General features: G+C 36.2%; 26 protein-coding genes. 17 read left to right on the forward strand and 9 right to left on the reverse strand.

The window, feature by feature from the left end; translation table 11 throughout:
- Positions 1–2: 2 nt before the first annotated feature.
- The 9 genes from nuoH (at position 3) to ACODST_RS19175 (ending at position 11,553) form a co-directional block, all read left to right on the forward strand.
- Positions 3–1,055, forward strand: a complete 1,053-nt coding sequence (gene nuoH / locus ACODST_RS19135) for an NADH-quinone oxidoreductase subunit NuoH (RefSeq protein WP_488933690.1) — start codon at positions 3–5, stop codon at positions 1,053–1,055.
- 85 nt (positions 1,056–1,140) lie between these two features.
- Positions 1,141–1,686 carry a NuoI/complex I 23 kDa subunit family protein gene (locus ACODST_RS19140; RefSeq protein WP_488933691.1) on the forward strand — a complete coding sequence of 182 codons (546 nt, stop codon included), beginning with the start codon at positions 1,141–1,143 and terminating at the stop codon, positions 1,684–1,686.
- Complete coding sequence (locus ACODST_RS19145) at positions 1,687–2,226, forward strand: NADH-quinone oxidoreductase subunit J family protein (protein ID WP_488933692.1); 540 nt, start codon at positions 1,687–1,689, stop codon at positions 2,224–2,226.
- Positions 2,226–2,546: an NADH-quinone oxidoreductase subunit NuoK gene (gene nuoK / locus ACODST_RS19150; protein WP_012023318.1), complete on the forward strand. Its 321-nt coding sequence runs from the start codon at positions 2,226–2,228 to the stop codon at positions 2,544–2,546. The genes ACODST_RS19145 and nuoK overlap by 1 nt, the downstream gene beginning before the upstream one ends.
- Before the next feature lie 7 nt (positions 2,547–2,553).
- Positions 2,554–4,437 carry an NADH-quinone oxidoreductase subunit L gene (gene nuoL / locus ACODST_RS19155; protein ID WP_488933693.1) on the forward strand — a complete coding sequence of 628 codons (1,884 nt, stop codon included), beginning with the start codon at positions 2,554–2,556 and terminating at the stop codon, positions 4,435–4,437.
- A gap of 10 nt (positions 4,438–4,447) precedes the next feature.
- Complete coding sequence (locus ACODST_RS19160; RefSeq protein ID WP_488933694.1) at positions 4,448–5,899, forward strand: complex I subunit 4 family protein; 1,452 nt, start codon at positions 4,448–4,450, stop codon at positions 5,897–5,899.
- A 127-nt stretch (positions 5,900–6,026) separates the two neighbouring features.
- Positions 6,027–7,418 (forward strand): NADH-quinone oxidoreductase subunit N, encoded by a 1,392-nt coding sequence (locus tag ACODST_RS19165; RefSeq protein WP_488933695.1) that lies wholly within the window; start codon positions 6,027–6,029, stop codon positions 7,416–7,418.
- A 163-nt stretch (positions 7,419–7,581) separates the two neighbouring features.
- A complete protein-coding gene (locus tag ACODST_RS19170; protein ID WP_488933696.1) occupies positions 7,582–8,355 on the forward strand; it encodes a Bax inhibitor-1/YccA family protein in 774 nt (257 codons plus the stop codon).
- Positions 8,356–8,796: 441 nt separating this feature from the next.
- Positions 8,797–11,553: a pectate lyase family protein gene (locus ACODST_RS19175; RefSeq protein ID WP_488933697.1), complete on the forward strand. Its 2,757-nt coding sequence runs from the start codon at positions 8,797–8,799 to the stop codon at positions 11,551–11,553.
- 57 nt (positions 11,554–11,610) lie between these two features.
- Here ACODST_RS19175 and ACODST_RS19180 read toward each other — a convergent pair whose 3' ends face one another.
- The 6 genes from ACODST_RS19180 to amaB form a co-directional block, all read right to left on the reverse strand.
- A complete protein-coding gene (locus ACODST_RS19180; protein ID WP_488933698.1) occupies positions 11,611–12,015 on the reverse strand; it encodes a hypothetical protein in 405 nt (134 codons plus the stop codon).
- Entirely contained in the window at positions 11,999–12,562 is a 564-nt protein-coding gene (locus ACODST_RS19185) for a LemA family protein (protein WP_488933699.1), read from the reverse strand. Before ACODST_RS19185 ends, ACODST_RS19180 begins: the two co-directional genes overlap by 17 nt.
- Positions 12,563–12,569: 7 nt before the next feature.
- Entirely contained in the window at positions 12,570–13,613 is a 1,044-nt protein-coding gene (locus ACODST_RS19190) for a hypothetical protein (protein WP_488933700.1), read from the reverse strand.
- Positions 13,614–13,651: 38 nt separating this feature from the next.
- Complete coding sequence (locus tag ACODST_RS19195) at positions 13,652–14,467, reverse strand: leucine-rich repeat domain-containing protein (protein ID WP_488933701.1); 816 nt, start codon at positions 14,465–14,467, stop codon at positions 13,652–13,654.
- 10 nt (positions 14,468–14,477) lie between these two features.
- Positions 14,478–14,615, reverse strand: a complete 138-nt coding sequence (locus tag ACODST_RS19200; protein ID WP_488933702.1) for a hypothetical protein — start codon at positions 14,613–14,615, stop codon at positions 14,478–14,480.
- Between the two features lie 233 nt (positions 14,616–14,848).
- A complete protein-coding gene (gene amaB, locus ACODST_RS19205) occupies positions 14,849–16,402 on the reverse strand; it encodes an L-piperidine-6-carboxylate dehydrogenase (RefSeq protein WP_488933703.1) in 1,554 nt (517 codons plus the stop codon).
- Between the two features lie 184 nt (positions 16,403–16,586).
- On the opposite strand from amaB, the gene ACODST_RS19210 reads away from it, so the two are divergent.
- Both ACODST_RS19210 and ACODST_RS19215 read left to right on the forward strand, forming a co-directional pair.
- Positions 16,587–17,546, forward strand: coding sequence for an MBL fold metallo-hydrolase (locus ACODST_RS19210; protein WP_488933704.1), 960 nt, complete (start codon positions 16,587–16,589; stop codon positions 17,544–17,546).
- Positions 17,547–17,597: 51 nt separating this feature from the next.
- Entirely contained in the window at positions 17,598–17,882 is a 285-nt protein-coding gene (locus ACODST_RS19215; protein ID WP_488933705.1) for a type II toxin-antitoxin system RelE/ParE family toxin, read from the forward strand.
- Here ACODST_RS19215 and ACODST_RS19220 read toward each other — a convergent pair.
- The 3 genes from ACODST_RS19220 to ACODST_RS19230 form a co-directional block, all read right to left on the reverse strand.
- Positions 17,875–18,186, reverse strand: coding sequence for a hypothetical protein (locus tag ACODST_RS19220; RefSeq protein ID WP_488933706.1), 312 nt, complete (start codon positions 18,184–18,186; stop codon positions 17,875–17,877). The genes ACODST_RS19215 and ACODST_RS19220 overlap by 8 nt on opposite strands.
- A gap of 144 nt (positions 18,187–18,330) precedes the next feature.
- A complete protein-coding gene (locus tag ACODST_RS19225; protein ID WP_488933707.1) occupies positions 18,331–18,870 on the reverse strand; it encodes a 3-hydroxyanthranilate 3,4-dioxygenase in 540 nt (179 codons plus the stop codon).
- 96 nt (positions 18,871–18,966) lie between these two features.
- Entirely contained in the window at positions 18,967–20,061 is a 1,095-nt protein-coding gene (locus tag ACODST_RS19230) for an endonuclease/exonuclease/phosphatase family protein (RefSeq protein ID WP_488933708.1), read from the reverse strand.
- 135 nt (positions 20,062–20,196) lie between these two features.
- Between ACODST_RS19230 and ACODST_RS19235 the strand changes: the two genes are divergently transcribed.
- The 6 genes from ACODST_RS19235 (at position 20,197) to ACODST_RS19260 (ending at position 26,038) form a co-directional block, all read left to right on the forward strand.
- Complete coding sequence (locus ACODST_RS19235) at positions 20,197–21,267, forward strand: serine hydrolase domain-containing protein (protein ID WP_488933709.1); 1,071 nt, start codon at positions 20,197–20,199, stop codon at positions 21,265–21,267.
- 125 nt (positions 21,268–21,392) lie between these two features.
- Positions 21,393–22,292, forward strand: a complete 900-nt coding sequence (locus tag ACODST_RS19240) for a S66 peptidase family protein (RefSeq protein ID WP_488933710.1) — start codon at positions 21,393–21,395, stop codon at positions 22,290–22,292.
- Positions 22,293–22,439: 147 nt separating this feature from the next.
- On the forward strand, positions 22,440–22,811 hold the full coding sequence (locus ACODST_RS19245; RefSeq protein ID WP_488933711.1) for a YraN family protein: 372 nt from the start codon (positions 22,440–22,442) through the stop codon (positions 22,809–22,811).
- 120 nt (positions 22,812–22,931) lie between these two features.
- Entirely contained in the window at positions 22,932–23,588 is a 657-nt protein-coding gene (locus ACODST_RS19250; protein WP_012023298.1) for a hypothetical protein, read from the forward strand.
- A gap of 389 nt (positions 23,589–23,977) precedes the next feature.
- Entirely contained in the window at positions 23,978–24,541 is a 564-nt protein-coding gene (locus ACODST_RS19255; protein WP_488933712.1) for an RNA polymerase sigma factor, read from the forward strand.
- 318 nt (positions 24,542–24,859) lie between these two features.
- Positions 24,860–26,038, forward strand: coding sequence for a FecR family protein (locus ACODST_RS19260; protein WP_488933713.1), 1,179 nt, complete (start codon positions 24,860–24,862; stop codon positions 26,036–26,038).
- Positions 26,039–26,203 lie beyond the last annotated feature (165 nt).

Consider the following 26,203-nt stretch of genomic DNA (forward strand, 5'->3'; position numbering starts at 1 on the left):
AAATGGAAAGTGCATTTATTATAGAAAAAAGTGTTGTTATTGTTGTCGTTTTTGCGGTAACCATGATTATGGCGATGTATTCTACCTGGGCAGAGCGTAAAGTCGCTGCTTTCCTGCAAGACCGTGTTGGACCAAACCGTGCCGGATGGGGAGGTTTATTACAGCCGCTTGCCGATGGTATGAAATTATTCTCTAAAGAAGAGTTTTTCCCAAATACACCTAATCGATTTTTGTTCGTTGTAGGTCCGGCAATTGCGATGAGTACAGCTCTAATGACCAGTGCTGTAATTCCATGGGGAGACAGACTTCACCTTTTCGGAAGGGACATTATTCTTCAGGCTACAGATATCAATATCGCTTTATTATACATTTTTGGAGTTCTTTCTGTTGGAGTTTACGGGATCATGATTGGTGGATGGGCTTCTAACAATAAATTCTCTTTGATGGGAGCAATTCGTGCAGCATCACAAATGGTTTCTTACGAGGTTGCTATGGGATTATCGATGATTGCTTTGTTGATGATGACCGGAACAATGAGTTTAAAAGAAATTTCATTACAGCAGTCAGAATGGCACTGGAATGTATTATACCAGCCTTTATCCTTTTTAATTTTCCTAATCTGTTCTTTTGCAGAAACGAACAGAACCCCTTTCGATTTAGCAGAATGTGAGAACGAGTTAATTGGAGGTTACCATACCGAATATTCATCCATGAAAATGGGATTCTATTTATTTGCTGAGTATGCCAGTATGTTTATCTCTTCTACTATTATCTCTGTTTTATTCTTTGGTGGATACAATTACCCTGGAATGCAGTGGATGGTAGAAAATGTTGGTGTAAATACAGCTAACTTATTAGGAATTGCAGTTCTGTTTGCTAAGATATGTTTCTTCATATTCTTTTACATGTGGGTTCGCTGGACCATTCCAAGATTTAGATATGACCAATTAATGCACTTAGGCTGGAGAATTTTAATTCCGCTTTCGATCGTTAATATCATGATTACCGGTATTGTAATATTAAGACACGATATTGCAGCTTTCTTAGGATTCTAAGAACCCGTAATTATTCACAAATAAAAAACAAAATAGATTCAAATCTGAATACTCAAATTTTGAATCATAAACTATACTAGTAAAAATGTCAATAGAAACTATATCATTATCGGGTAGAAAAAAGGTGGTGTCAAATAAGGACATGTCTTTTGTTGAGCGATTGTATCTTGTGGCGATTGTAAAAGGTTTGTTTATTACTGTAAAACACCTTTTTAGAAAAAAAGTTACCATTCACTATCCTGAGCAGGTTCGTGAAATGAGCCCGGTTTATCGTGGCCAGCACATGCTGAAACGCGATGAACAAGGCCGTGAAAACTGTACTGCCTGCGGATTATGTGCTTTATCATGCCCGGCAGAAGCGATCACTATGAAAGCAGCTGAACGCAAAGCGGATGAAAAACACTTGTACAGAGAAGAAAAATATGCTGAAATCTACGAGATCAACATGCTTCGTTGTATTTTCTGCGGTTTATGCGAAGAAGCCTGCCCTAAAGATGCTATCTATTTGACAGAATCTAAAGTTCTAGTGCCTGCTAATTACAACAGAGAAGATTTCATTTTCGGGAAAGATAAATTAGTAATGCCTTTAGAAATGGCTTTGAAAAACGCTCAACTTAAAAACGCTAACTAAATGATACATATTCCAGATCTTGCAAACGCAACTCCTGTTGGAGTTATATTTTGTTTCTTAGCGTTTATAACGGTAATAACCGCTTTCATGACTATTTTTAGCCGAAACCCTATTCACTCTGCCATTTACTTAGTGATTTGTTTCTTCTCTATTGCCGGTCATTATTTATTAATGAATTCTCAGTTTTTAGCTGTTGTACATATTATAGTATATTCGGGGGCGATTATGATTCTGTTCCTGTTTACGATCATGTTAATGAACTTAAACGAACAAAAAGACGTTCACCGTCCAAGGATCACCCGTTTAGGAGCTGTAGTTTCTTTCTGCCTGATTGTTATTATTTTAATTGCCATCTTCATCAATTCGAAACCAATTGTGGGCGATTACGATTCAACAGGAGAAGATTTCCAGTCTATCGAGGTATTAGGTAAAATATTACTGAACGAATATATGGTGCCGTTCGAATTTGCTTCAGTATTACTTTTGGTTGCGATGATTGGAACCGTATTATTGTCTAAAAAAGAAAAATTAAATAAGTAATGGGTAATATATTAAATCAAATAGGTATTGAAAATTACATCTTTTTAAGTGTTGTACTTTTTTGTATTGGTGTTTTTGGTGTATTGTACAGACGAAATTCTATTATCGTTTTCATGTCTATCGAAATCATGCTGAACGCAGTAAACCTTTTATTTGTGGCTTTTTCAACTTACCATCAGGATGCTCAGGGACAAGTTTTTGTATTTTTCTCGATGGCGGTTGCTGCTGCCGAAGTTGCGGTAGGATTGGCGATTTTAGTTTCTATTTTCAGAAACATAGGCTCCATTAGTATCGATAATTTAAAAAACTTAAAAGGATAAATAAAAAATGGATACCAATTTAGCTCTACTTTTAGTATTAACTCCTTTTTTAGGATTTTTAATTAATGTTTTCTTTGGAAAAAGCTTAGGAAAAACAGTTTCCGGATTTATCGGGACTGCTGCCGTAGCAATTTCTTTTATAGTTACTCTTGTACTTTTTAATCAGATAACTTCAACCGGAAAAGGAATTGAAGTGACCCTGTTTGACTGGATTCAGATTAGCAACCTTAAAATCAATCTTGGATTTTTATTAGATCAGTTATCTGTTCTTTGGTTACTTTTTGTAACCGGAATTGGATCTTTGATTCACTTATACTCTATCAGTTACATGCATGATGACGAAAATATGCACAAATTCTTCTCTTATCTGAATTTGTTCGTTTTCTTTATGATTACCCTTGTAATTGGAAGCAACTTATTAGTTCTTTTCATCGGTTGGGAAGGTGTTGGACTTTGTTCTTACTTATTAATTGGATTCTGGTATAAAAACCAGGATTACAATGATGCGGCGAAAAAAGCTTTTATCATGAACAGAATTGGAGATTTAGGTCTTTTAATCGGAATGTTCATCATTGGTTCCATGTTCTCAACATTAGATTATGCCACTTTAAAAACGGCAATCGCCGGAGCTTCTAACTTAAATGTATCCTTACTTTCTTTAGCTGCTTTATGCTTATTCATTGGGGCTTGTGGTAAATCGGCTCAAATTCCGTTATACACCTGGTTACCTGATGCGATGGCGGGACCAACTCCGGTTTCTGCATTGATCCACGCTGCTACGATGGTAACTGCTGGTATCTTTATGGTAACCCGATTAAACTTTGTTTTTGATTTAGCTGTTGACGTACAAACTGTAATTGCCATTATTGGAGCCATCACTTCATTAGTTGCTGCCACAATTGGACTAGTTCAAAATGATATCAAAAAAGTATTGGCTTATTCTACCGTTTCTCAATTAGGATTAATGTTTTTGGCATTAGGATTTGGAGCTTACGAAGTAGCCGTTTTCCACGTAATCACTCACGCTTTCTTCAAAGCTTGTTTATTCTTAGGGTCAGGATCTGTTATCCACGGATTACATGGTGAGCAGGATATGCGTAATATGGGAGGATTGCGTAAAGCGATGCCAATCACGTTCTGGACCATGTTAATTTCTTCATTAGCAATTTCCGGAGTTCCGTTTTTCTCAGGTTTCTTCTCTAAAGATGAAATCTTATTGACAGCTTTCCACCACAGCATTCCATTATATGTTGTTGGATCGGTTGCTTCAATTATGACCGCTTTCTATATGTTCCGTTTAATGTTCCTGACTTTCTTCAAAGAATTCAGAGGAACAGAAGAACAAAAACATCATTTACATGAAAGTGGTGCATTAATTACTATTCCGCTTATCATCTTAGCTATTTTAGCGACTTTTGGCGGATTAATTAGTTTACCGGGACACAGCTGGTTAAATGAATACCTTGCTCCTCTTTTTGTAAAAGCAGCAGAAGGCGAGCATCATTTAGGTGCTACCGAATATACTTTAATGGGAGTTGCTGTATTAGGCGGATTATTAGGGATTTTAATTGCTTATGTAAAATACTTTAAACAGGATAATGTTCCGGAAGCTGACGAAAACATTACAGGTGCAGCAAAAGTATTATACAATAAATATTATGTTGATGAAGCTTACGATGCGATTTTTGTGCGCTCTGTAAACGGATTATCAAAATTCTTTAGAGATTATATTGAAACCGGCTTATCAGCACTTGTTTTCGGATTAGGAAAAGCTGCAAATGAATTGGCTTTTCAGGGTAAAAAACTTCAAAGCGGAAGTATCGGATTGTATCTTTTTGCCTTCGTACTGGGGCTTTGCGCCATTGTTTCTTATATATTTTTAGCTCAATAATTTTATAACTATGAACGTTTCTCTTATATTAATTATTCTTTTAGTTGGTGCATTTGTCACTTATATTGCTGGTGACAAACTCGCTTCAAAAGTAGCTTTGTTCTTTAGTTTGACAGCTTTAGGCTGTTCGGTTGTACTGCTGAATCATTTTAATGCTGGTGAAAATATCAGTATGATAAATGCATGGATTACACAACCTAAAATTTCTTTTGCTCTAAATGCTGACGGATTGGCTCTTGCCATGCTTTTATTAACTACAGCTTTGACTCCTGTTATTATATTTTCTTCTTTCGGAAACGAATATAAAAATGCAAAAGCTTTTTACGCTCTAATTTTGTTTATGGCGTTTGCAATGACAGGAACTTTCCTTGCTGCAGATGGTCTTTTATATTATATTTTCTGGGAGTTAGCACTAATTCCTATTTACTTTATTGCCTTAATCTGGGGTAATGGCGATGCGGAAGAACGCAGAAAAGCTGTGGTTAAATTCTTTATTTACACACTTGCCGGGTCGTTATTCATGTTGATTGCTTTTATCTATTTATACCAAAAAGCAGGTTCTTTCTTAATTGAAGATTTATACAAAATAAACTTATCTCAGGCAGAACAAATCTGGGTTTTCTTAGCTTTCTTTTTAGCTTATGCCATAAAAATTCCAATTATTCCGTTCCATACCTGGCAGGCAAATGTATATCAAAAAGCCCCAACTGTGGGAACCATGCTTTTATCTGGGATTATGCTGAAAATGGGATTGTACAGTGTTATCCGCTGGCAGCTGCCAATTGCGGCTGATGCAGCAATAGAGTTTAAAAATATACTTATAGCGTTAGGAATTGCCGGAGTTATCTACGGATCAATTGTCGCTTTAAGACAAAAAGATGTAAAGAAATTATTAGCCTATTCCTCACTTGCCCACGTTGGATTAATTGCGGCAGGATCTTATACGCTAACTCTTGACGGTTTACGCGGTGCTGTTTTACAAATGATCGCTCACGGTTTTGTGGTGGTTGGATTGTTCTACGCTGCTGAAATAATTTTCAGAAGATTTCAAACCAGAGATATTGCCGAATTGGGCGGAATCCGTGTTCAGTCTCCAAAATTCACTTCTATGTTTTTAATTTTGGTTCTGGCTTCTGTAGCACTTCCCGGCACTTTTAACTTTGTTGGAGAGTTTACAGTTTTGTACAGTCTTTCCCAGGTTAACATCTGGTTCGCTGTTTTAGGAGGAACTACTATTATCTTAGGAGCTTATTATATGCTTAAAATGTTCCAGAATGTAATGTTAGGTGAAACTAATTCTAAAACTTTTGCAGATGTTTCTGTAAACGAAGGAATTTCAATGGCAGTAATTATAGGCACTTTATTGTTCTTTGGATTGTATCCAAAACCAATTACGGATCTGATTACTCCAAGTTTGGAAGCTATATTAAATGTTATAAAAATTAAATATAGTACACTTTAATAAAAGGCTTTTTTGAATTTTCAGGCTTAAAAACCTGTTGTCACTTTAGTTTTGAAAGAAAAAGAAAAATACATTTTAAATACAATAAATTAGGGCGTTTCAGATTTCCTAAATCAAAAAAACAAAAATGAATACATTAATAGCTATAACAGGATTGGGTATTTTCTGCCTATTGTTTGAGATTCTAAATTTTAGAAAAGGCATCGTTCCGTTTACCATTTTAGGTTTACTGGGGGTTTTGGCGCTTAACTTTTATGAATTTGGGACGACAGCAAGTTATTATAATAATATGATTGCAGTCGATAAATTTTCAACTGCCTTTTCATCATTATTTATTATTCTGACTATTTTCCTGGTAGCTTTAAGCCATAATTTTTACGAAAACCACCAGACTAAAATCTCTGATTATATTGCGATCAAAGTATTTTTACTGGCCGGAGCTGTGGCGATGGTTTCTTTTGGAAACTTAGCCATGTTTTTCCTTGGAATTGAAGTTTTATCTATCGCTTTATATGTACTGGCTGCCAGCGAACGTCTGAATATTAAAAGTAACGAAGCCGGTATGAAATATTTCTTAATGGGATCTTTTGCTTCGGGAATTATCCTGTTCGGAATTTGTTTAATTTACGGGGCAATGGGAACTTTTGATATTACAGAAATTCACGAAAGCTCTTTATCTGCTGAGCTGCCAATCTGGTTTCCTATCGGAATGATTTTAATGACTATCGGGATGTTCTTTAAAGTGGCTGCGGTACCTTTTCATTTTTGGGCACCGGATGTTTACGAAGGTTCTCCTGCGTTAACAACTGCTTTAATGAGTACTTTGGCAAAAGTGGTTGCCATTGCTACCCTTTTTAAATTAGTTTCCGGATTAAACTTAATTCCTTCTCTCGAAAATCAGGATCTTTTAGGAACATTTGAAAACATTATCCTGGTAATTTCAATTGCTTCAATGACTGTTGGAAATATCATGGCTTTACGTCAGGTAAATGTAAAACGTATGCTGGCATTCTCCGGAATCTCACATGCCGGTTTTATGTTAATGACATTTTTAACGATTGCAACTTCTGCTGGCGTTTTGTTATACTATACCGCCGCTTATGCTCTGGCAGGTATCGCTGCTTTCAGCGTTATTTTATACGTTTGCAAAAATCAGGATAACGAAGACATTACTAATTTTCATGGTTTAGGAAAAACCAACCCGTTATTGGCTGCCATATTAACAGGTTCTCTATTGTCTATGGCCGGTATTCCTATTTTCTCCGGATTCTTTGCTAAATTATTCTTGTTTGATCAGGCCTTACACGCTGGTTACACCGCTATTGTAATTGTAGCCGTAATTAACTCTATTATAAGCGTGGGTTACTATTTCAAATTAATCCTGGCAATGTATTCGAAAGAACCAAACGAAGCGCGTACCGGAAAACCATTACTTATTTATGCCGTTGCTGTTGTTTCAATTGCTTTAAATATTGTTTTAGGTCTGTTCCCTTCTTTAGTTTTAGATTTACTGAAGTAAAAAAATACAATAAACACATACAAATCCATCAAGAGTTTCTTTTGATGGATTTTTTGTTTTTAAGACCTTTTTTCAAAAGAAAAATTCATGTTAAAAATAGACCGCCTGCCATCAGACTTCAAAAAAACTCCATATATTTGAATTCACTAAAAGCACAATAACTATGGCCTTTAATTCAAAAAATCCATTTTTAAGTAACAAGCGTTTTTCATCAAATGCTGTTTCAAGAGCTGAAGAAGTACACGAAGCAAAGATTATTGACTACAATCAGGAAATGACTTTGTCCGGTACGATCAATAAAACAGCTATTCTATTTTTAATATTATGCGGTTCTGCTATGGTAACATGGTGGATGGCTTTTAACGGAATGAACATTATGCTTCCGGTTATTGGAGGCGCTGTTGTTGGATTCGTTCTTGTTCTGATCTCAGTATTCAAACCACAAGCCTCGCCTTATTTAGCGCCTGGATATGCTTTATTCGAAGGTTTATTTATTGGAGGTATTTCAGCCATTTTTGAAGCTAAGTTCCCCGGAATCGTAATCAATGCCGTTGGAGCAACGCTGGTAACATTTTTAGTATGCCTTGGATTATATAAATTTAGAATTGTAAAAGTTACAGAACAATTTAGATCTATTGTTATTGCTTCTACTCTGGCAATTGCAACTTATTATTTAATCTCCTGGCTTGCCTCTTTAATCTTTAATTTCACTCCTGTTCATTATGGTAATTCTTTGATGAGCATCGGAATAAGTGTTTTTGTTATTGTAATCGCTGCCCTGAATTTGTTCTTAGATTTTGATCAGATAGAAAAAGGAGTTGAACAAAGAATGCCAAAATTCATGGAATGGTATGGCGCAATGGGCTTAATGATCACATTAGTCTGGCTGTATATTGAATTCTTAAGATTATTAGCCAAAATATCAAGCAAGGATTAATTCCTCATTAACTGATAAACTTTTTAAAAGCCTTTTTGAAATTTCAAAAAGGCTTTTTTTATATTCCTGTCAGGCTGTTATCCTCTTCCTTTTTTAATCAAAAACACAAATTATTGGTACGTATTTAGCAATTTCACAAAAACCTAAAAAATTCACATAATCCTAACATTTAAGAAATGTTTACTTTTCTTACAGGATAAGAGCGCCCTAAAATCAAGGCTTTTAAAGAACATCCAAATTATGCAATAAATTACAATTCGTGCAATTTATTACATTTTAACTTAAATAAATACATTATTTTTTTAATATACATTTTTTACAGACATAAAAAATAAGAATATCGAAATTTTGTATAATTTTGTGTAATCGATTACAATAAACTTGTACCGACAAACCACAAAAAACCACAAAAACTATTATTAATGTCTAACTTAAACAATTATGAAAAAAAACCTACTTTTTCTGATCCTGTTTGTAACTGCGTTCCCAACATGGTCACAGCAAATCACTGAAGCAAGCGGATGGCTTGAATCGGTTTTTGTAAAATGGCAGCCGGTAACTAATGCCCAGCTCTATAATGTATATTACAGCGGCGAAGGAATTACAGACCGAAAAATTGACAACCAGCTCATCCGAAGCTACGGAAGTTATTTTCGTGCTGACATTCCGGGGTTAAAAGCCGGAACGTATACCGTAAAAATTAAGCCGGTCATCTCGGGCACAGAAGGAACAGGAACCACCACAAGTTCTCTTACCGTTAAAGCTCATGACCGTTCCGGATTTGCATTTGCCAACTCTCGTGTTCCGGGTGCTTACAATGCTGATGGAACTCCAAAAAGCAATGCCGTTATCCTTTACATTACCCAGCAGACTAAAAACACCGTTTCTCTTGATGTAACCGGTGCCACTTCAAATCCATGTGTAGGACTTCAGACTATTCTGGACGGATATAAAAAGGGAAAAGATACCCGTCCGTTAATTATTCGCATGGTAGGACAGATCACCGATTTGTCTTATATGTTAAGCGGCGATATTGTTATTGAAAACAACAAAAACGCTTCCAGTTATATTACACTGGAAGGGATTGGAAACGATGCCGTGGCCGATGGCTGGGGAATCCGGATCAAAAATGCTTCAAACATTGAAATCCGAAATATTGGAACCATGAACTGCGACAGCGGCGAAGGCGATAATATAGGCCTTCAGCAGGACAATGATTATGTCTGGGTTCATAACTGCGATTTTTTCTATGGAAATGCGGGAAGCGATGCCGATCAGATTAAAGGTGACGGGGCATTAGATTGTAAAAAATCAACTTATATTACCTTTTCATACAATCACTTTTGGGATTCCGGGAAATCAAATCTTTTAGGACTTAGTGAAGGTACAACTGCAGGTTTGTACATTACCTACCACCACAACTGGTATGATCATTCTGATTCCCGCCATCCCCGTGTCCGTTATTATTCAGCTCATGTTTACAATAACTACTACGATGGCAATTCAAAATATGGCGTAGGATCAACTTTGGGTTCTTCGGTTTTTGTCGAAGCCAACTATTTTAGAAACTGTAAATACCCAATGCTGACTTCTATGCAGGGAACAGATGTATATAATGGCGCAACAGGAACATTCTCCAGTGAAGACGGCGGAACCATTAAAGCGTTCAATAATACTATGAGCGGCCAAACCCGTTTTATAGCTTACAATTCGACCTCTTATCCGGTAGAATTTGATGCATACGTAGCTGCTGCCCGAAACGAGACAATCAGCAGCAGTATTACCTCAAAAAAAGGAGCTAAAACCTATAATAATTTCGATACCAATTCGAGTATAATGTATTCGTATACCCCTGACAGTCCGGAAACAGCCAGAACAAATGTCATGCAGTATGCAGGACGTGTTTCAGGAGGCGATCTGCAATGGACATTTAATAATGCCGTTGATGATACCGCAGATGCTGTCAATACCGGTCTTAAATCGGCCGTATCCAATTACCAGACTTCATTAGTCTATGTACAGGACGGAACCGTTAGCGGAAACCAGACTCTGACCTCGACTTCTAATAATAATCAAACGGTTACAAGCGGAACAGCTATTGGAAGTATTGTTTTTACCTGGGGAGGCGATGCCACAGATGCTTCGGTAACAGGATTGCCGGCATCGGGCCTGTCATTTGTAAAAAATACTTCTGCTAAAACTATTACTATTACAGGAACTCCAACAGCAACAGTATCCTATTCTGTTACTACCAGCGGAACTGCAGGAACTCCTGCATCAGGATCGGGGACTATAACGGTAAATGCAGCAGGAAGCCAGACCTTAACTTCAACCAGCAATAACAGTCAGACCGTAACCAGCGGTACAGCTATAAACTCAATCGTATTTACCTGGGGAGGAACAGCTACTGATGCGACCATAAATGGTATACCGGCCTCAGGACTTACTTTTGTAAAAAATACTTCTGCCAAAACAATCACGATTTCGGGAACTCCAACCGCAAACGTTTCGTACACGGTAACCACCGTCGGAACGGGAACCGCCGCCTCAGCATCAGGAACTATAACGGTAACTACGGGCTCATCCGGCGGATCTGAAATACATAATTTTACCGCTTCAGGAAAAACGAGTTCTTTTTATACGATAACAGGAAATCTTTCGACGACAAAAGGAACGGTTACTTACAATGGCCTGACACTTACACAATGCCTGAAAATAGAATCATCGACAAGTATTACTTTTACGACTACACAAGCCAGTACTTTAACTCTTGTTTTTGTTGAGTCGGCAGCCACCATTAAGGTAGACAATATCGATAAAGTGGCTTCTAACGGGATCGTAACGGTATCACTGGCCGCCGGAAGTCATACGATTACGAAAAAAGACACCTCTAACCTGTTTTATATGAGTACAGTTTACAATACCGGAACACTTAAAACTGCTCAAAAAGAAATCCAGTCAGAAACGACAGATTCAAAACCTGTTTTATATCCTAATCCGGTTTCAAATATACTGTACGTGTCAGATCCGGCTCAGAAAATTGAAAACATTCTATTGTATAATGCAAATGGAATACTGGTAAAAACGGCTCAAAAAGGAAACGAAAATATCGATCTAAGCCAATTGGCAGCAGGATCCTATTTTGCTAAAATTTCAACAGCTGAAGGTTCAGTGAACTACACTATTATAAAGAAATAACCAATTAAGATATTTTCTAAAAAAACAAAAGGCTTTCCTATCCGGAAGCCTTTTCTGTTATGCTCTTTTTCTGTTTCGAAATTCCTTTTGTTCTGCCATTCTGCCAAACTCTTTAAAGAAGTTTTTAATGGTCTGCAGATTAAAAACTACGAATAAAACCATCCCAGTAAAAATGGTAAGCCAGCTGTACACAATCTTTACCCCCGAAATATCGGAAGCCACAACATAAAAAATCACCGTTGGCAGTATAGCCGTTAAAAAAGTTAATCCTAAAGCCAGCATTAATGGATTAATCAGGAAACTATTTACCACATTAAGACCTATTTTTCTCAAAAACACGGCAATACACAACAAAGCCACAATGCCAAAAATTATTCCCGCAAAACCATACATTAAAATTTGATCCTGCAGTTTATTAATCTCCGCCTCGTATCCAAAAAAAGTATTAAAACTGAATCCCATCGTATTTCTTTTCTTCAGGTGAAACTTCAAACAGCCCTTGTGTTTTATATCCTGCTATTCTGGCCATAATAAAGTTAGGAAACTCCTGAATCCCTACATTATACAGATTTACACTGTCATTAAAAAATTCACGTCGGTCCGCAATTTTATCTTCCATTTGAGAAACTCTTTTCTGTAATTCAAGAAAATTGGCATTGGACAAAAGGGCCGGATAATTCTCGGAAACAGCAAAAAGGTTTTTCATAGTTTTTGAAAACGCATTGGCATTTTCAATTTTTTCGTCAACTGATTTTGAATTTAAAAACTCCGTTCTCAGTTTCGTCAGACTGGTCAGCATCTCTGTTTCATGTTCCATAAATTTAGAAACCGTTTTTACCAGTTCCGGAATCTCCTCTGCCCGCTGCATCAAAATAACATCAATGTTTCTAAAAGCCTTCTCATAATTATTCTTCAGCATCACCAGCTTATTGTAAATCCTGATGAAGACATTAAAAAATACAAACAGCAGTAATAATCCGGCAATTAAGGCAATGTTCTGAACAGTCATAATTTCTTTAATTTAAAATGATATAAATGAGTACAAGCGAGATAAAAAACAAAACGGTTAAAAAAGAGTCCAGCAGCGGTTTGTATTTATTCCGGAACGAAATACTTCTGGGTTCTGCAATACCAAATACAGCATCAGAACCTCCTTTTTGAAGAATTATATCGCCGTTATCAGAAGCCGCATAACCAATCAGCAGCATATAATCATTCTGCTTTAAATAGGTTTCAGAATGTCTTGTCCTACCGCCCCGCTGGTTATCAATACGGCTAAAATAATATTCCAGACCTTCACCATCAACTGTTAAGGATCCGGTTTCATCTTTAACTTTAAATTTTCCTGTTTTTACTTCGCTGAATATAGTACTGTAAGTCGTTCTTCCGTCATCATCCGGTTTGCTTTCCTCTTCAATCTTATAATAGTAACCAATACAAGGTACATTAAAATAAGGCGAAATAATAGGGTCTATTTCTTCCAGATCGCCCACAATCTCAATCTGCCCCATAGCCGCAGCGCTTATTTTGGAAGTAGGCAGAACAGCCTGAAGCCTCATAAACTTACTTTTATTACTTGGAAAAAATATACTTTTGAGTATAATGAAGCCCGGAATAATAACAAAAAGCAGTTTCAGATTCCCGCTTTGTGCCAGATAAAAGAAAGCACCTATGATCCCTGCTCCAACCAAAATCCCAAGCAGCTTTTTTTCTAAAGGTGTTTTTTGAATATTGTGTTTTCTGTTAAACTTTTCTCTTTCTTTCCTTTCTGTTTTACTGCTTCGTATACCCGAATAAATCATACCAATAAAGCCACATATAAAAACCGAAGCAAACAGTACCAAAACAACAGCAAAAGGATAATGCGGATCTATCCAGAAACTAAGTCCGATGAGCAGTGGACTTATCACAAAAAAAAGCCAGCCGGGAAATTTTAAATTAAACAATCCTGAAAAAATTACGGTTTGAAACAGCGCAATTCCCAGGCTAAAAAGCATTAAAAAAACAACACCTGCGGCATCTGTTTCGTTTTGTATCAGAAAAGTATAAAAATCATTCATATTCTTAAACGGTAAACCCTACTCTGTTTTGGTAATTATTAAAATACAATCTCTACTTCGTTTGAAAGCAATTTTCGAATCCTGTTTCTTTCAGCATCCGAAATGGGATTATCGCTTAAGTCAATACCGGTTAAAAACGACAGCCTGTTTATTTCATTTGGAATTTTACTAATCTGATTCTGGCTCAGAATAAGGAATTTCAAATTTTTAAACGATAGTATTTCTTCAGGAAATTCCGTTAGTTTTGTTTTGGACAAATCCAGCTCAATAACCCGTTCCGGTTTTAATTTTGCCTCCTGCAGGTTGTAAAAAGTTGATTTTTCTTTTTTCTTTTCTTCCTTATTTCTGCTTAAAAGACCCAATCCGGCTAAAATAAGTGCCCCGATAAAAAACACACATACCAGAGCAGGCCATACAGGGTCTTCCTCTTTTTCTGATGTAAAAAGACGGAGGTAAACATAAAACGCCATTCCAAAAAACAGCACTAAAAAAAGTCCTGTAAATACCAGATAAAGCAAATATTTAAAAAAGGCAAAAATAACTTTTTTGACACCGCCTGTATTTTTTGCAAATCGAAAGTAAACCACCAGAAACACTACTAAAAGCCAAAAGATTCCTGTCCCTATTTTAGCTGCGGTATTTCCGTTCTCTATTATCGAAAAAGTAATAAAAGCCGGAAACATCAGAACAAACCAAATCAGAATACCTGCAAATCCAATTGAAAAACAGCCAGGTTTTTCCTTTTTCCCATTTGATTTCAGCCAGAACCAGGCCAATACAAATGATATAAAGAGTATCCCGATAAAGGCATATCCAAAAGGAGTAAGTCCCGCTAAGAAAATCAAATTCATCATTTTTTCGTTTTTACCAGTCTGCCGCCGGAATATCTTTAAGTATTGTGTCCGGATTATCTCCGGCAAAAAACTGCTGTCTTTTGAATTTAAACCTTTTAATCTGCTGCGTACCCGGCATACTGTCAACCATCGTATTAATAAGTTCCATCTCAGCGGTTTCCGAAATCAGGCCATAATCAACCAAAATCTGAGATCCTGCGTCCCTATTAAAAATAGGAATTTTATCCGGAAACAAAAATTACAAAAACTAAGGAAAGTAATGTGTATCCCGTTCGATAAAAGTTAAAACACAAATCTAAAAAAATTACTACAAATGGCATAAAAAAACCACTCTGTTCCCAATAGAAAGAGTGGCTTGTTTACAATTGTAAATTATACCGATTACAAATCAAATTTAATTCCCTGTGCCAGAGGAAGATTCGCTGTATAGTTAATAGTATTGGTCTGGCGGCGCATGTAAATTTTCCAGGCATCAGAACCCGATTCACGTCCGCCTCCGGTTTCTTTTTCACCTCCAAAAGCGCCTCCGATTTCAGCTCCCGAAGTTCCGATATTTACATTCGCAATTCCACAGTCAGAACCTGTAACTGATAAAAATCTTTCCGCTTCACGCAGATTGTTGGTCATAATTGCAGAAGACAATCCTTGTACAACCCCGTTTTGAAGTTCAATAGCATTATCAACATCTCCTGAATATTTGATTAAATACAAAATAGGAGCAAAAGTTTCATGCTGAACAATGTCATACTCATTTTGCGCTTCTACAATAGCCGGTTTTACATAACAGCCGCTTTCATAACCTGTGCCCGAAAGTACCCCTCCTTCTACAAGGATTTTTCCTCCTTCAGCAGCCACTTTATTTAAAGCTACAGCGTACATTTCTACGGCATGTGTATCAATCAGCGGACCAACATGGTTTTTCTCATCAAGCGGATTCCCGATTCGTAATTGTTTATAAGCCGCTGCCAGTGCTTCTTTTACTTTATCATAAATACTTTCGTGAATAATTAACCTTCTTGTAGAGGTACAACGCTGTCCTGCTGTTCCTACTGCTCCAAAAACAGCTCCGATAACTGTCATTTTAATATCAGCATCCGGTGTTACAATGATGGCATTGTTTCCTCCTAACTCCAGCAGTGATTTTCCTAATCTTCCTGCCACTGTCTGCGCCACAATTTTTCCCATTCTGGTAGAACCTGTTGCCGAAATTAAAGGAATACGGGTATCTTTTGATAACAACTCCCCTATTTGGTAATCACCATTTACCAGACAGGAAATTCCTTCCGGAAGGTTGTTTTCTTTAATAACCTGTGCGATTATATTTTGACAGGCAATAGCACAAAGTGGTGTTTTTTCAGAAGGTTTCCATACACACACGTCGCCGCATATCCAAGCCAAAGCCGTATTCCAGGACCAAACCGCAACCGGAAAATTAAAGGCCGAAATAATTCCCACAATTCCTAATGAATGATACTGCTCGTACATTCGGTGTCCCGGTCTTTCAGAATGCATCGTTAAACCGTGTAACTGACGCGATAACCCAACTGCAAAATCGCAGATATCAATCATTTCCTGAACTTCTCCATATCCTTCCTGCAATGATTTTCCCATTTCATAAGAAACCAGTTTTCCAAGAGCCTCTTTATTTTGACGCAGTTTTTCTCCAAACTGACGAACAATTTCTCCTCGCTGCGGAGCCGGAATTAATCGGAACGTTTTAAAAGCTTCCGATGCAGAACGCATTACCTTTTCATAATCTTCAAGTGTTGAAGTCTTTACCGACGCAATTAATTTTCCGTCTACCGGAGAAAAACTATCTAAAACTTCGCCTGATGCAAAATTTTCAACTCCGGTTGAAGTACCTTCGTTAACGAGCTTAATTCCCAGCTGTTCCAGCGCTTCATTCATACCAAATTGTGATGCTATTGTTGTCATTGTAACTTTTTTAGTTAAAATTGTTATATTTTTTATGTAAAGATATTGTTTTAGAATTAATTTCAAATCGAATTCAATTATTAAAAACAAAGTAAATTTAGCGTTATTTTATAAGTCTTAACGCAAACTAAAGGTGATTTATTCGCTAATTTTAATGAAATTTGCATTCTAATAAATTATGATTATGGCTTTTTTCAGTCGGCTTCTGCTTTGTTTTATATTGATTTCTTCAAGCGCCTTTTCTCAAAAAGAACAAAAACCTTCCTTTCAGGTAGTTCCTCTGGGAGTAAAAGGAGGAATCGACGAAAAAAACCTTTCTGCTTATTTACTGGCACCATTTGGCACTAAAGATTTTATCTGCCTGGATGCCGGAACTGTAAATGCCGGAATAGAAAAAGCAGTTGAGAACAAGGTTTTTAAAGTACCGGCCAGTGAAGTTTTACGAAAATACATTAAAGGATATCTGATTTCACATGCTCATTTAGACCATGTTTCGGGATTAATTATTAACTCTCCCGCCGATTCCTCTAAAACCGTTTATGCTGCTGAAAAATGCATGGAAATGATGGAAAACCATTATTTTAATGATCAGACGTGGGCGAATTTTGGAGATAAAGGCGTGGGGATTCCGTTAAAAAAATACCATTATCAGACTTTAAACCTGAATGAGGAAACACCGCTTACCAATACAAGTATGACGGTGAAAGCTTTCCCTTTAAGCCATGTTAATCCTTTTGAAAGTACTGCATTTTTAATTAAGAATAATGACAGTTATGCCTTATACCTCGGAGACACCGGACCCGATGCTGTTGAAAAAAGCGATAAACTCAAAGCATTATGGACAGCCGTCTCTCCTCTGGTTCAAAACAAGCAGTTAAAAGGAATTTTTATTGAAGTTTCTTTTCCAAACGAGCAGCCTGACCCATTTTTATTTGGACATTTAACGCCTAATTATTTAATGAAAGAACTGCATGTTCTGGAGGAATTGGCCGGAAAAGGTTCTTTAACTAATTTCAAAATCATCGTGACTCATTTAAAACCTCCCGCTCAGAATATTGTGAAACTAAAAAAGCAGTTAAAAGCTCAGAATGATTTGGGAATTAAAATTATCTATCCCGAACAAGGGAAAAAGTTTGAATTATAGAAACAAAATTGTAAGTTATTTTTTATATTTTAGCTAAATATTCAATTTACAATGAAGATTATTTGGTCTAAGAAAGCAGAGTATAACTTTGACAATATTCAAAATTACCTTGAACAATTTGGGTCACCACTAATAGCTCAAAAATTTATCAAGGACGTTTTACACATAATAACTTTATTAGAAAGCAATCCTCTCATTGGAAAATATAATCCAAATTTGAAATGCAGAAGTATAATTATTTCAAAAAATGTTACGCTATACTATGAGATTAACGAAAATTATATCGAATTAATTTCTTTACATGACAATCGAAAAAAACCAATAAATTTTATATAAGATTTTTGCTTTTTAGTTTTGCCAGCATTTGTTCATGCGTTATAAAATTTCCATCTTTTATGTCTTGTTTTCCCTGTTCAATATCAGCTTTCAATTCCAGCCTGAAATTTTCTTCAGGAGAAAGAATCTTCGCAATTGACAGGATCTCATCCGGAGTAAAACTTTGTGTTTTTAATTTACGATAAAATGTTGGGCTGGGAATACCTACTTGTTCAATGATGTAATTCTTCTTAAAGGGAGACTTAGCCATCAAATCTTCAATATTATCTACTATACTTTTATAAGCTAAAATCTCTTGTATCATATTTGATAATTTTTTATATCATTTTTGATACAAATATAAGCAAAAATGAGAGTTTGTCTACTTAAGACCGTTTTATTTAAACTATAAACCCGACAGGTTTTAAAAACCTGTCGGGTTTATTATGTAGTATGCAAGTATAAAAAACTACTTCTTAGCCGTAAATCTTGGATCTGTTTCCATTACCGTTCCGCAGTTATCGCAGGTTCTTAATGTTTCTGAATTGTAGAAATGCTCGAAATGCGGAAGAAAATCTTTTTCGATATTATGCAGTTCAAAATACACTTCGTATAGTTTATGATTACAATTATCACAGTGCCATAACAAACCATCTGTAAAGCCCTGTCCGGCACGTTTACGCTCGATTACCAGTCCGATAGATCCTTCTGAACGTACAGGTGAATGCGGCACTTTAGCGGGATGCAGGTACATATCGCCTGCGTTAAGCTCCATTTCTTTACGCTCGCCATCTTCCTGGATTATGACTTTTATACTTCCTTCTAACTGATAAAAAAGTTCTTCAGTTTCGTTATAATGATAATCTTTTCGTGCGTTTGGTCCGGCCACAATCATTACAATATAATCACCTGAATCTACATACAGGTTTTTATTTCCAACGGGCGGTTTTAGTAAGTGTCGGTTATCTTCAATCCATTGAGTAAGATTGAATGGTTTTGCTATAGCCATTTTTTCTGAATTTATGAAAAGCTAAGGTAGTGAAAAAGTTTTAGTCGAAGTCGCCGTTTACAGTCTCCCTTACTAAATGAAAACTGTGACTGTAAACTAATGAAACTCTTTTATCAAATAAACATAAACTGGAAAATGGTCACTAAAACCAGCCTCTGTCAGGGTATTTCGCAAAGGATATCCTTTATATTTACCAGAAGCCTGAATAAGATACGGCCTTTTAAAAATCCCGGCTTTCCAGAATTTAAAACCTGAAAAATCCGGTTCTGTCCAGGATTGGGTCATGATAATTTGATCAAAAATATCCCAGGAATCCCTAAAAGCCAAAGTTCCCATTCCTTTTTCGGCCATTTCTTCAAACGGATTGTAAAGTCCGGATTCCGGCACTTCTGTTTTTTTTCCCTTTGCCCCCAACTCGATTCCTATACTTTTATTAAAAGGTCCGTCGTTGAAATCACCCATAGTGAGCACTTTTGCCTTTGGATTTAGCAGCTGCAGTGAATCTATAATTTTTCTGTTTAATCTTCCGGCGGCTTCACGAAAGGGACTGCTGGCTTTTTCCCCGCCGGATCTGGAAGGCCAGTGGTTGATAATAATATGAATTTCTTCATTTTCCAGAAAACCCGTTACCAAAAGCTGGTCTCTGGTAAAAACACGGTTTCTGGTTTCTCTTTTTAGTTCTACATCGCCTAAATCTTCATTAACCGGCTCCTGTACTATTTCTTTGTTTTTATAAATCAACAAGGGAATATTGGCAAACGAAGTGGGTCTGAAATATTTTTTTTGATACAAAAGCGCTACATCAATACCACGCTGATCCGGCGAATCAAAATGAATAATGCCATAATCATAACCCGCGATTTTTTCCTGTTTGATTAAATCTTCGAGAACGCCTCTGTTTTCTATTTCAGAACAGCCCAGCAAAACGGGGGCATTTGAATTTTCCGGTGTTCCAATTTCTGCAATAACCCTCGAAAGGTTCTTTAATTTTTGTTCGTATTTTTCTTTTGTCCAGCGCTGGGCACCTACAGGAGTCCATTCGTCATCATTGGTACCCGGATCGTCATAAATGTCAAACAGGTTTTCAAAATTGTAAAAAGCAGCTGTATGTATCGAATATCTTTTAGGCTGCGCATGGGTAACACTGAAACAAAAGAAAAGAAAGTAAATAGATAAAGTGATCAGGCGCATAGTCATCGTAATAAAAAATAGTAATGGATAAAAATAGAATTAATTGTAGGAAAATTCAAATTATTTTGTTCTGTTTTTTCTTTTTTATTTTCAATTTCTCATGTACCTTGCTGACTAAAATCCACGTTTTTAAAAATGAAAAAAATCACATTGTTATTTGTACTGCTGCTTCACAGCTTTTCTTATTCGCAAAAAAACAGCCACTTTGCTGACAGTATCAGAATACAATATGAGATACCCGAAATAGCTTATGCAGTAGTTTCTTCTGACTCTGTTTTAGAAATAAAAGCGTTGGGATTAAAAAAAATCAATAGCGATTTAAAAGCGGAACTCTCTGACAAATTCAGACTGGGTTCTATTACTAAAACCGTAACAAGTTATATAGCTGCTGTTTTGGTAAAACAGGGAAAAATAAGCCGGGACACTCCTTTTTTTGATCTATACCCGGAATTAAAAGCTTCAGGCAATCCCGCTTTTTATCGTTTTACTCTGCAGGACTTCCTTACTTTCAGGGCTAATCTTAGTATTTGGTCGTATGGAAATGAAACACCAAAACGCAGGGAAATACAAGGAAATGACCAGCAGCAGCGTTATGAATTTATAAAATGGTTTTTAAAGCAGGAGCCTGTTTTGGAAAAACAGGATATATACTGGTCGAATCCTTCCTATGTAGCCGCCGGTTTAATGCTCGAAAAAGCGAGCGGTAAAAGTTATGAAACTCTGGTCGCCGAATTAGGAAAGGATTTACAGATTGACTTTGAATTTGGCCAGCCCAATCTAAAAGATCCCAATCAGACCTGGGGGCATGACGAAAACGGGAAACCCGAAAAACCCGCTCTGAACTATAAACTAAACTGGCTTTCTTCTGCTGGAAATATAACGGTAACCCTGCCGGATTTTTGTAAATTTATACAAATGCAGCTTCAGGGACTGGAAGGGAAATCAAAAGTTCTGACTGCCGAAGATTTCAAATTTATGCATTACGGTCTGCCTGAATTTTCTTTTGGATGGAACTCTGAAATAAATGAAAAAAGTCATTTGAGATATTCATTTCATAACGGAAGTCCGGGAACTTTTTTAACCAAAGTGTATCTTTGTGAATCTACCGGAAAAGCATTTATCCTTTTTTCTAATGTACAATCAGAAAAAGCAGACAAAGGTTTGATGCTCATTTTGGAAGAACTTCAAAAAAAATATAAAAGTTAATTTATTAAGTAAAACAAACTATGAAATTGAACCTATTACAATGCCTAAAGAAACACTTTACCTTTTGTAAACCGGCATTTCTTATTTTTGCGTTACAATCATTTACCTGTCAATCCCAACAAATCATGATCACACCACCTTATTTACAAAAAGGAGATACGGTTGCCCTGGTGGCAACAGCCAGAAAAAACATCGATGATAACTTAAAACCTACGATAGATTTACTGCACAGCTGGGGCTTAGAGGCTGTAGTAGGAAGTTCAATCGGACTGGATTATCATCAACTGGCCGGAACTGACGAACAGCGTGCCGCTGATTTTCAGAAACAGTTAGACAATCCAAACATCAAAGCCATCTGGTGTGTAAGAGGCGGTTACGGAACTGTCAGAATGCTGGATTTATTAGACTTTACCAAATTCAAACAGCATCCAAAATGGGTAATTGGTTTTAGCGATGTAACGGTTTTACATAACCATTTGAATACAATGGGCTATAAATCGATTCACGGTGTTATGCCGGTTACCATTCCACGTGCCACTCCGGCTGCGATCAGCTCTATGAAATCTGCTTTGCTTGGTGAACCGCTTTCCTATTCTGTCCCTCCGCATGCAATGAATCGTTTTGGTCAGGGAACCGGAGAAATTGTAGGCGGAAACCTTTCTATTTTATACAGTTTATTAGGTTCTCCATCAGCAATTGACTGTAAAGATAAAATCCTCTTCATCGAGGATTTAGATGAATATCTGTATCATATCGACCGTATGATGATGAATTTACGCCGAAACGGCTGTATTGAAAGCTTAAAAGGAATTATCGTAGGCGGTATGACCAAAATGAAAGACAATGAAGTGCCATGGGGCAAAAATGCATTGGAAATCATTGATGATGTTACTAAAAAATACAATATTCCGGTAATCTTCAATTTCCCCGCAGGACATATACAGGACAACAGAGCATTGGTAATGGGAAGTACTATTTCTATTGATGTAAATGCTTCCGGAAGTACGGTTACTTTTCAAAAATAAAAATTTACCATTTAAGAGAGTCTCTTAAATACCACATATAAAATTCCACAGAGACGCAAAGCCGCAGAGTTGAAAATACTTTGTGACTCTGCGTTTCTTTTTTGAATACTCACCGGTAAAACTTTACAAAACCTGAAACCCAAAAAAATGGCAGAACACAACGAACTTGGTCAGAAAGGAGAAGATCTGGCTGTAGAACATCTGGAAGAAAACGGCTATGAAATCCTGGAACGAAACTGGGTCTTTCAAAAAGCGGAAATAGATATTATTGCCCAAAAAGAAAACATCATAGCTATTATTGAAGTCAAGACACGATCGAGTCTGGATTTTGGTTCGCCGCAGGATTTTGTGAAACCAAAAAAAATTCAGCTGCTCATAAAAGCAGTAAATGCCTACATAAACTATAGGGAAAAAGATTTTGAAGAAGATATCAGCATTCGTTTTGACATCATTGCGATCCATAAAAATGGGGAATTATTTGCAATTGAACATCTTACCGATGCTTTTTATCATTTTTAACATAATTTTTCATTGTTATAATTGTAACAAATTGTTTTTTTATTTATATTTGCAAAGTTTTATAACAACAAATTAACTAAACCAACCCAATTAAGTTACAAAAAAAAAAGAAAAAAAATTATGAAAACTGTTTCATCCATCGTCGAAAATTACATTAAAACGAAACCATTTCTCCTCAATGCTTTATCGCTTGGGATTATTAACCTGACTTCGCTTTCCCGAAATATCATGACGGAACTGGAAAATGAATTTGGCAAAGAAGTAAAACAAGGTGCCGTTGTAATGTCACTGAAACGATTAACTGAAGAGTTAGATTTTAAATTAAACCACAAAATCAACAAAGTAATTAAGAACATTGGAGAAATTACAGTACGCTCTGAATTGACTGATTATACTTTCGCCGCTTCAGAAACTGTTTTAAACAAACAAGCTGATTTGATTTCTGACATCAATGCTTTGTCTGATATTTTTTATACCTCATCACGCGGGGTAAACGAAACGAATATTGTAGTAAGCAGCAGTGTTAATCATTTAGTGGAGAAACACTTTATGAGAGAAAAATTAATTCAGAAACTGGATAACCTGGCTTCGATTACGGTAAAATTACCAAAAGAAAATATCGTGGTTCCGGGAATTTATTACTTCATTTTCCAGCGTTTAGCATGGGAAGGAATCATCATCAATGAGGTAATCTCAACTTCAAACGAATTTACCATTTTAGTAGGTGAAGATCAGGTTGACGTTGCTTTTAAAGTCATAAAAGATTTGAAAAACTAATAATTAAATACCCGAATCTCCTGTACGCAGATTCAAAAAACAAGTCCTTTTGTCCCAGCCGCGGATAAAAGGGCTTTTTTTACAAATTTACATTTCCAAATCTCTAATCAATTTTATTCGAAATAAGAATATTCTCAAAAACACAATCACATTATAGTTAATTTTTAAAATTTTAGCTAAAAAATTACCAACTTCACAATAGGTGTTTTACTGCCGTGTTTACTGAGGTTTCCGCTGCAAAAAATCACAAAAACAAGCATTAAGGTTATTTTATCACTTTTTGCTGCGAATAATATTTTTATATATTTGCTAACCACTCGACGCATTAGAGTATCGATTTTTGATAGTATCGTAATATAATTAGATTTAAATACAAACTAATTAATTTAATGTTAGAAGCTCAGAACCATAGCCGCAAATTATTGATAAGCGAACTTAAAAATGGCAGCGAAAAAGCTTTTCGTGCTCTTTTTGATTTGTACTATCAGGATATCTATGGGTACAGCATCAGCCTGTTAAAATCGAAAGAAGCTGCCGAAGAAAATGTTCAGGATGTTTTTATGAAGGTATGGCAGTATCGGGAAAATTTAAATTTAGAACAATCGTTTAAGGCCTATATATTTACAATTGCAAGAAATCAGGCCTTTAATTTATTGAATAAAGCGGCCCATGATCTGGCGCTAAAAGAAGCTGTTTTTTATGAAAGTCAGACCTCGCATGAATACGTAGAATATGCTATTCGGGAAGAAGACTGTAAAAAGCTCCAAAAGCAGGCCATCAGACAATTACCTCCCAAGCGGAAACAAATTTTTAAAATGTCACGAAAGAAAGGCATGAGTTATGAAGAAATTAGTCAGGAACTCGGCATCTCTATAAATACTGTCAGGAACCAGATGAGCAAAGCATTAGAATCGATGCGGGTCTTTTTCCAGGTTCATGATGAAATTATCTAACCAAAACCACATGTTGACCAATTAAATCACTCTCTCCAGGGTGATTTTTTTTTGCTTATCCGGAAAAAACAAGCTGCAGTGTCAAAACCACAAACTGTAAGACAATGCAAATCTCTTCCATTCGCTGCATCTGCCGGAAAGAATGCTCAAACTAAATATTTTTAGAAAAAAACAATTGCAAAAACATTCTGAAAATCAACAACTTAAATCCTTATTTATGGTTTTAAATGTTAAAATTTAAAAAATTTATAACGATTGAGTAGTACTCAGCTGCTTTTCGATTGTATTATATCAAAACCCTGCCAAAAACAATTCGAAATGAATTCAAATTCTGAAATAAAAAATCTTTTACAAAAGTTTGTTTTAAACCAGTGTACTCCAGAAGAAGTAAACGAGGTGGTCGCTTATTATAAAAAAAATCAGCTTACAGATGATTTCCCCACAGTAGAAGATATTCAAAACCTGCTGGGCGAAATGCCTAAAATGGATTCCCAGACTGCCGATGCCATTTTCAAAAACATCCTTTCGGCTTCAAAAGAAGAAGAGACAGTGATTGAAATGCCTGAACGTAAAAGCAGTTTTAGAAAATACATTGCTGTTGCGGCTTCTGTTGTGGTTTTACTGGGAGCAGGCTTTTTCTACAAACAAAGTATTTCTCAGAAAACCATCGAGCAGAAATTTGACTTTAAAAGCTCTGACATCGTACTACAGTTAGAAAATGGCGAAACTCAGGTTTTATCAGAACACAATTCGACTCAGGTAAAAGATGCGAAAGGGAACATTGTAGGAAATCAAAATGGCGATAAAATCGTATACGGAAATGGTTCAGATCCTGAAAAACTGGTTTACAATACACTTAAAATTCCATACGGAAAAAAATTCCGTCTTCAGTTATCAGACGGAACCCTGGTGCATTTAAACTCAGGAACGACTTTAAAATACCCTGTTAATTTTATTGCAGGTCAAAACAGACAGGTTTTTCTGGACGGGGAAGCTTTTTTTGATGTGGCCAAAGACAAAAAACATCCGTTTATCGTCAATGCCGATGAACTGAACGTTCGTGTTTTAGGTACTCATTTCAATGTTTCCAATTATCCTGAAGATGCGGTAACCGATGTTGTACTCGTAGAAGGTTCTGTTGGCATGTACGAATCGAATGAAGAGTTTGACGCTGCCAGAAACACGATTTTAAAACCAGGATTTAAAGGTAGTTTCAATAAAGAAAATGCCAGAATTTCGACCAAAGCGGTTATTACAGACATTTATACTTCATGGATCGACGGCGGGCTCACTTTTAGAAACATGACGTTCAAAAATATTATTACCAAACTCGAAAGACGTTATAATGTTACCATTGTAAACAAAAATGAAAAACTGGCCAATGAGAAATTTAATGCCAGCTTCAAAGAGGAATCTATCGAAAATGTGATGAGTTATTTTAACGAAATCCATGGCATTAATTACACCATAAAAAACAATCAAATACTAATTAAATAACCACTAAAACCAACAAAAATATATGAGGAAATAACATTACGGGAATAAAAAAATCGGAAAGAGCTGCGAACAATTTCCGATTAACTAAGTGATTGAATATAACGAATTAACTACAATCAATTAACAAAATTATGAAAAAAAAATCTAAGAATAATGGGTTCCTAT

The sequence above is a fragment of the Flavobacterium sp. FG19 genome (assembly GCF_057809475.1).

Bases quoted from the DNA above. Each gene is read 5' to 3' on its own strand.
- ACODST_RS19225 (WP_488933707.1), bottom strand. From the start codon at position 18,870: ATGGCTATAGCAAAACCATTCAATCTTACTCAATGGATTGAAGATAAC.
- nuoK (WP_012023318.1), top strand. From the start codon at position 2,226: ATGGGTAATATATTAAATCAAATAGGTATTGAAAATTACATCTTTTTA.
- ACODST_RS19255 (WP_488933712.1), top strand. From the start codon at position 23,978: ATGTTAGAAGCTCAGAACCATAGCCGCAAATTATTGATAAGCGAACTT.
- ACODST_RS19210 (WP_488933704.1), top strand. From the start codon at position 16,587: ATGGCTTTTTTCAGTCGGCTTCTGCTTTGTTTTATATTGATTTCTTCA.
- ACODST_RS19200 (WP_488933702.1), bottom strand. From the start codon at position 14,615: ATGGAACTTATTAATACGATGGTTGACAGTATGCCGGGTACGCAGCAG.
- ACODST_RS19260 (WP_488933713.1), top strand. From the start codon at position 24,860: ATGAATTCAAATTCTGAAATAAAAAATCTTTTACAAAAGTTTGTTTTA.
- ACODST_RS19165 (WP_488933695.1), top strand. From the start codon at position 6,027: ATGAATACATTAATAGCTATAACAGGATTGGGTATTTTCTGCCTATTG.
- nuoL (WP_488933693.1), top strand. From the start codon at position 2,554: ATGGATACCAATTTAGCTCTACTTTTAGTATTAACTCCTTTTTTAGGA.
- amaB (WP_488933703.1), bottom strand. From the start codon at position 16,402: ATGACAACAATAGCATCACAATTTGGTATGAATGAAGCGCTGGAACAG.
- ACODST_RS19190 (WP_488933700.1), bottom strand. From the start codon at position 13,613: ATGAATGATTTTTATACTTTTCTGATACAAAACGAAACAGATGCCGCA.
- ACODST_RS19220 (WP_488933706.1), bottom strand. From the start codon at position 18,186: ATGATACAAGAGATTTTAGCTTATAAAAGTATAGTAGATAATATTGAA.
- ACODST_RS19215 (WP_488933705.1), top strand. From the start codon at position 17,598: ATGAAGATTATTTGGTCTAAGAAAGCAGAGTATAACTTTGACAATATT.
- ACODST_RS19160 (WP_488933694.1), top strand. From the start codon at position 4,448: ATGAACGTTTCTCTTATATTAATTATTCTTTTAGTTGGTGCATTTGTC.
- ACODST_RS19240 (WP_488933710.1), top strand. From the start codon at position 21,393: ATGATCACACCACCTTATTTACAAAAAGGAGATACGGTTGCCCTGGTG.
- ACODST_RS19230 (WP_488933708.1), bottom strand. From the start codon at position 20,061: ATGCGCCTGATCACTTTATCTATTTACTTTCTTTTCTTTTGTTTCAGT.
- ACODST_RS19170 (WP_488933696.1), top strand. From the start codon at position 7,582: ATGGCCTTTAATTCAAAAAATCCATTTTTAAGTAACAAGCGTTTTTCA.
- ACODST_RS19245 (WP_488933711.1), top strand. From the start codon at position 22,440: ATGGCAGAACACAACGAACTTGGTCAGAAAGGAGAAGATCTGGCTGTA.
- ACODST_RS19235 (WP_488933709.1), top strand. From the start codon at position 20,197: ATGAAAAAAATCACATTGTTATTTGTACTGCTGCTTCACAGCTTTTCT.
- ACODST_RS19145 (WP_488933692.1), top strand. From the start codon at position 1,687: ATGATACATATTCCAGATCTTGCAAACGCAACTCCTGTTGGAGTTATA.
- ACODST_RS19250 (WP_012023298.1), top strand. From the start codon at position 22,932: ATGAAAACTGTTTCATCCATCGTCGAAAATTACATTAAAACGAAACCA.
- ACODST_RS19175 (WP_488933697.1), top strand. From the start codon at position 8,797: ATGAAAAAAAACCTACTTTTTCTGATCCTGTTTGTAACTGCGTTCCCA.
- ACODST_RS19140 (WP_488933691.1), top strand. From the start codon at position 1,141: ATGTCAATAGAAACTATATCATTATCGGGTAGAAAAAAGGTGGTGTCA.
- ACODST_RS19195 (WP_488933701.1), bottom strand. From the start codon at position 14,467: ATGATGAATTTGATTTTCTTAGCGGGACTTACTCCTTTTGGATATGCC.
- ACODST_RS19185 (WP_488933699.1), bottom strand. From the start codon at position 12,562: ATGACTGTTCAGAACATTGCCTTAATTGCCGGATTATTACTGCTGTTT.
- nuoH (WP_488933690.1), top strand. From the start codon at position 3: ATGGAAAGTGCATTTATTATAGAAAAAAGTGTTGTTATTGTTGTCGTT.
- ACODST_RS19180 (WP_488933698.1), bottom strand. From the start codon at position 12,015: ATGGGATTCAGTTTTAATACTTTTTTTGGATACGAGGCGGAGATTAAT.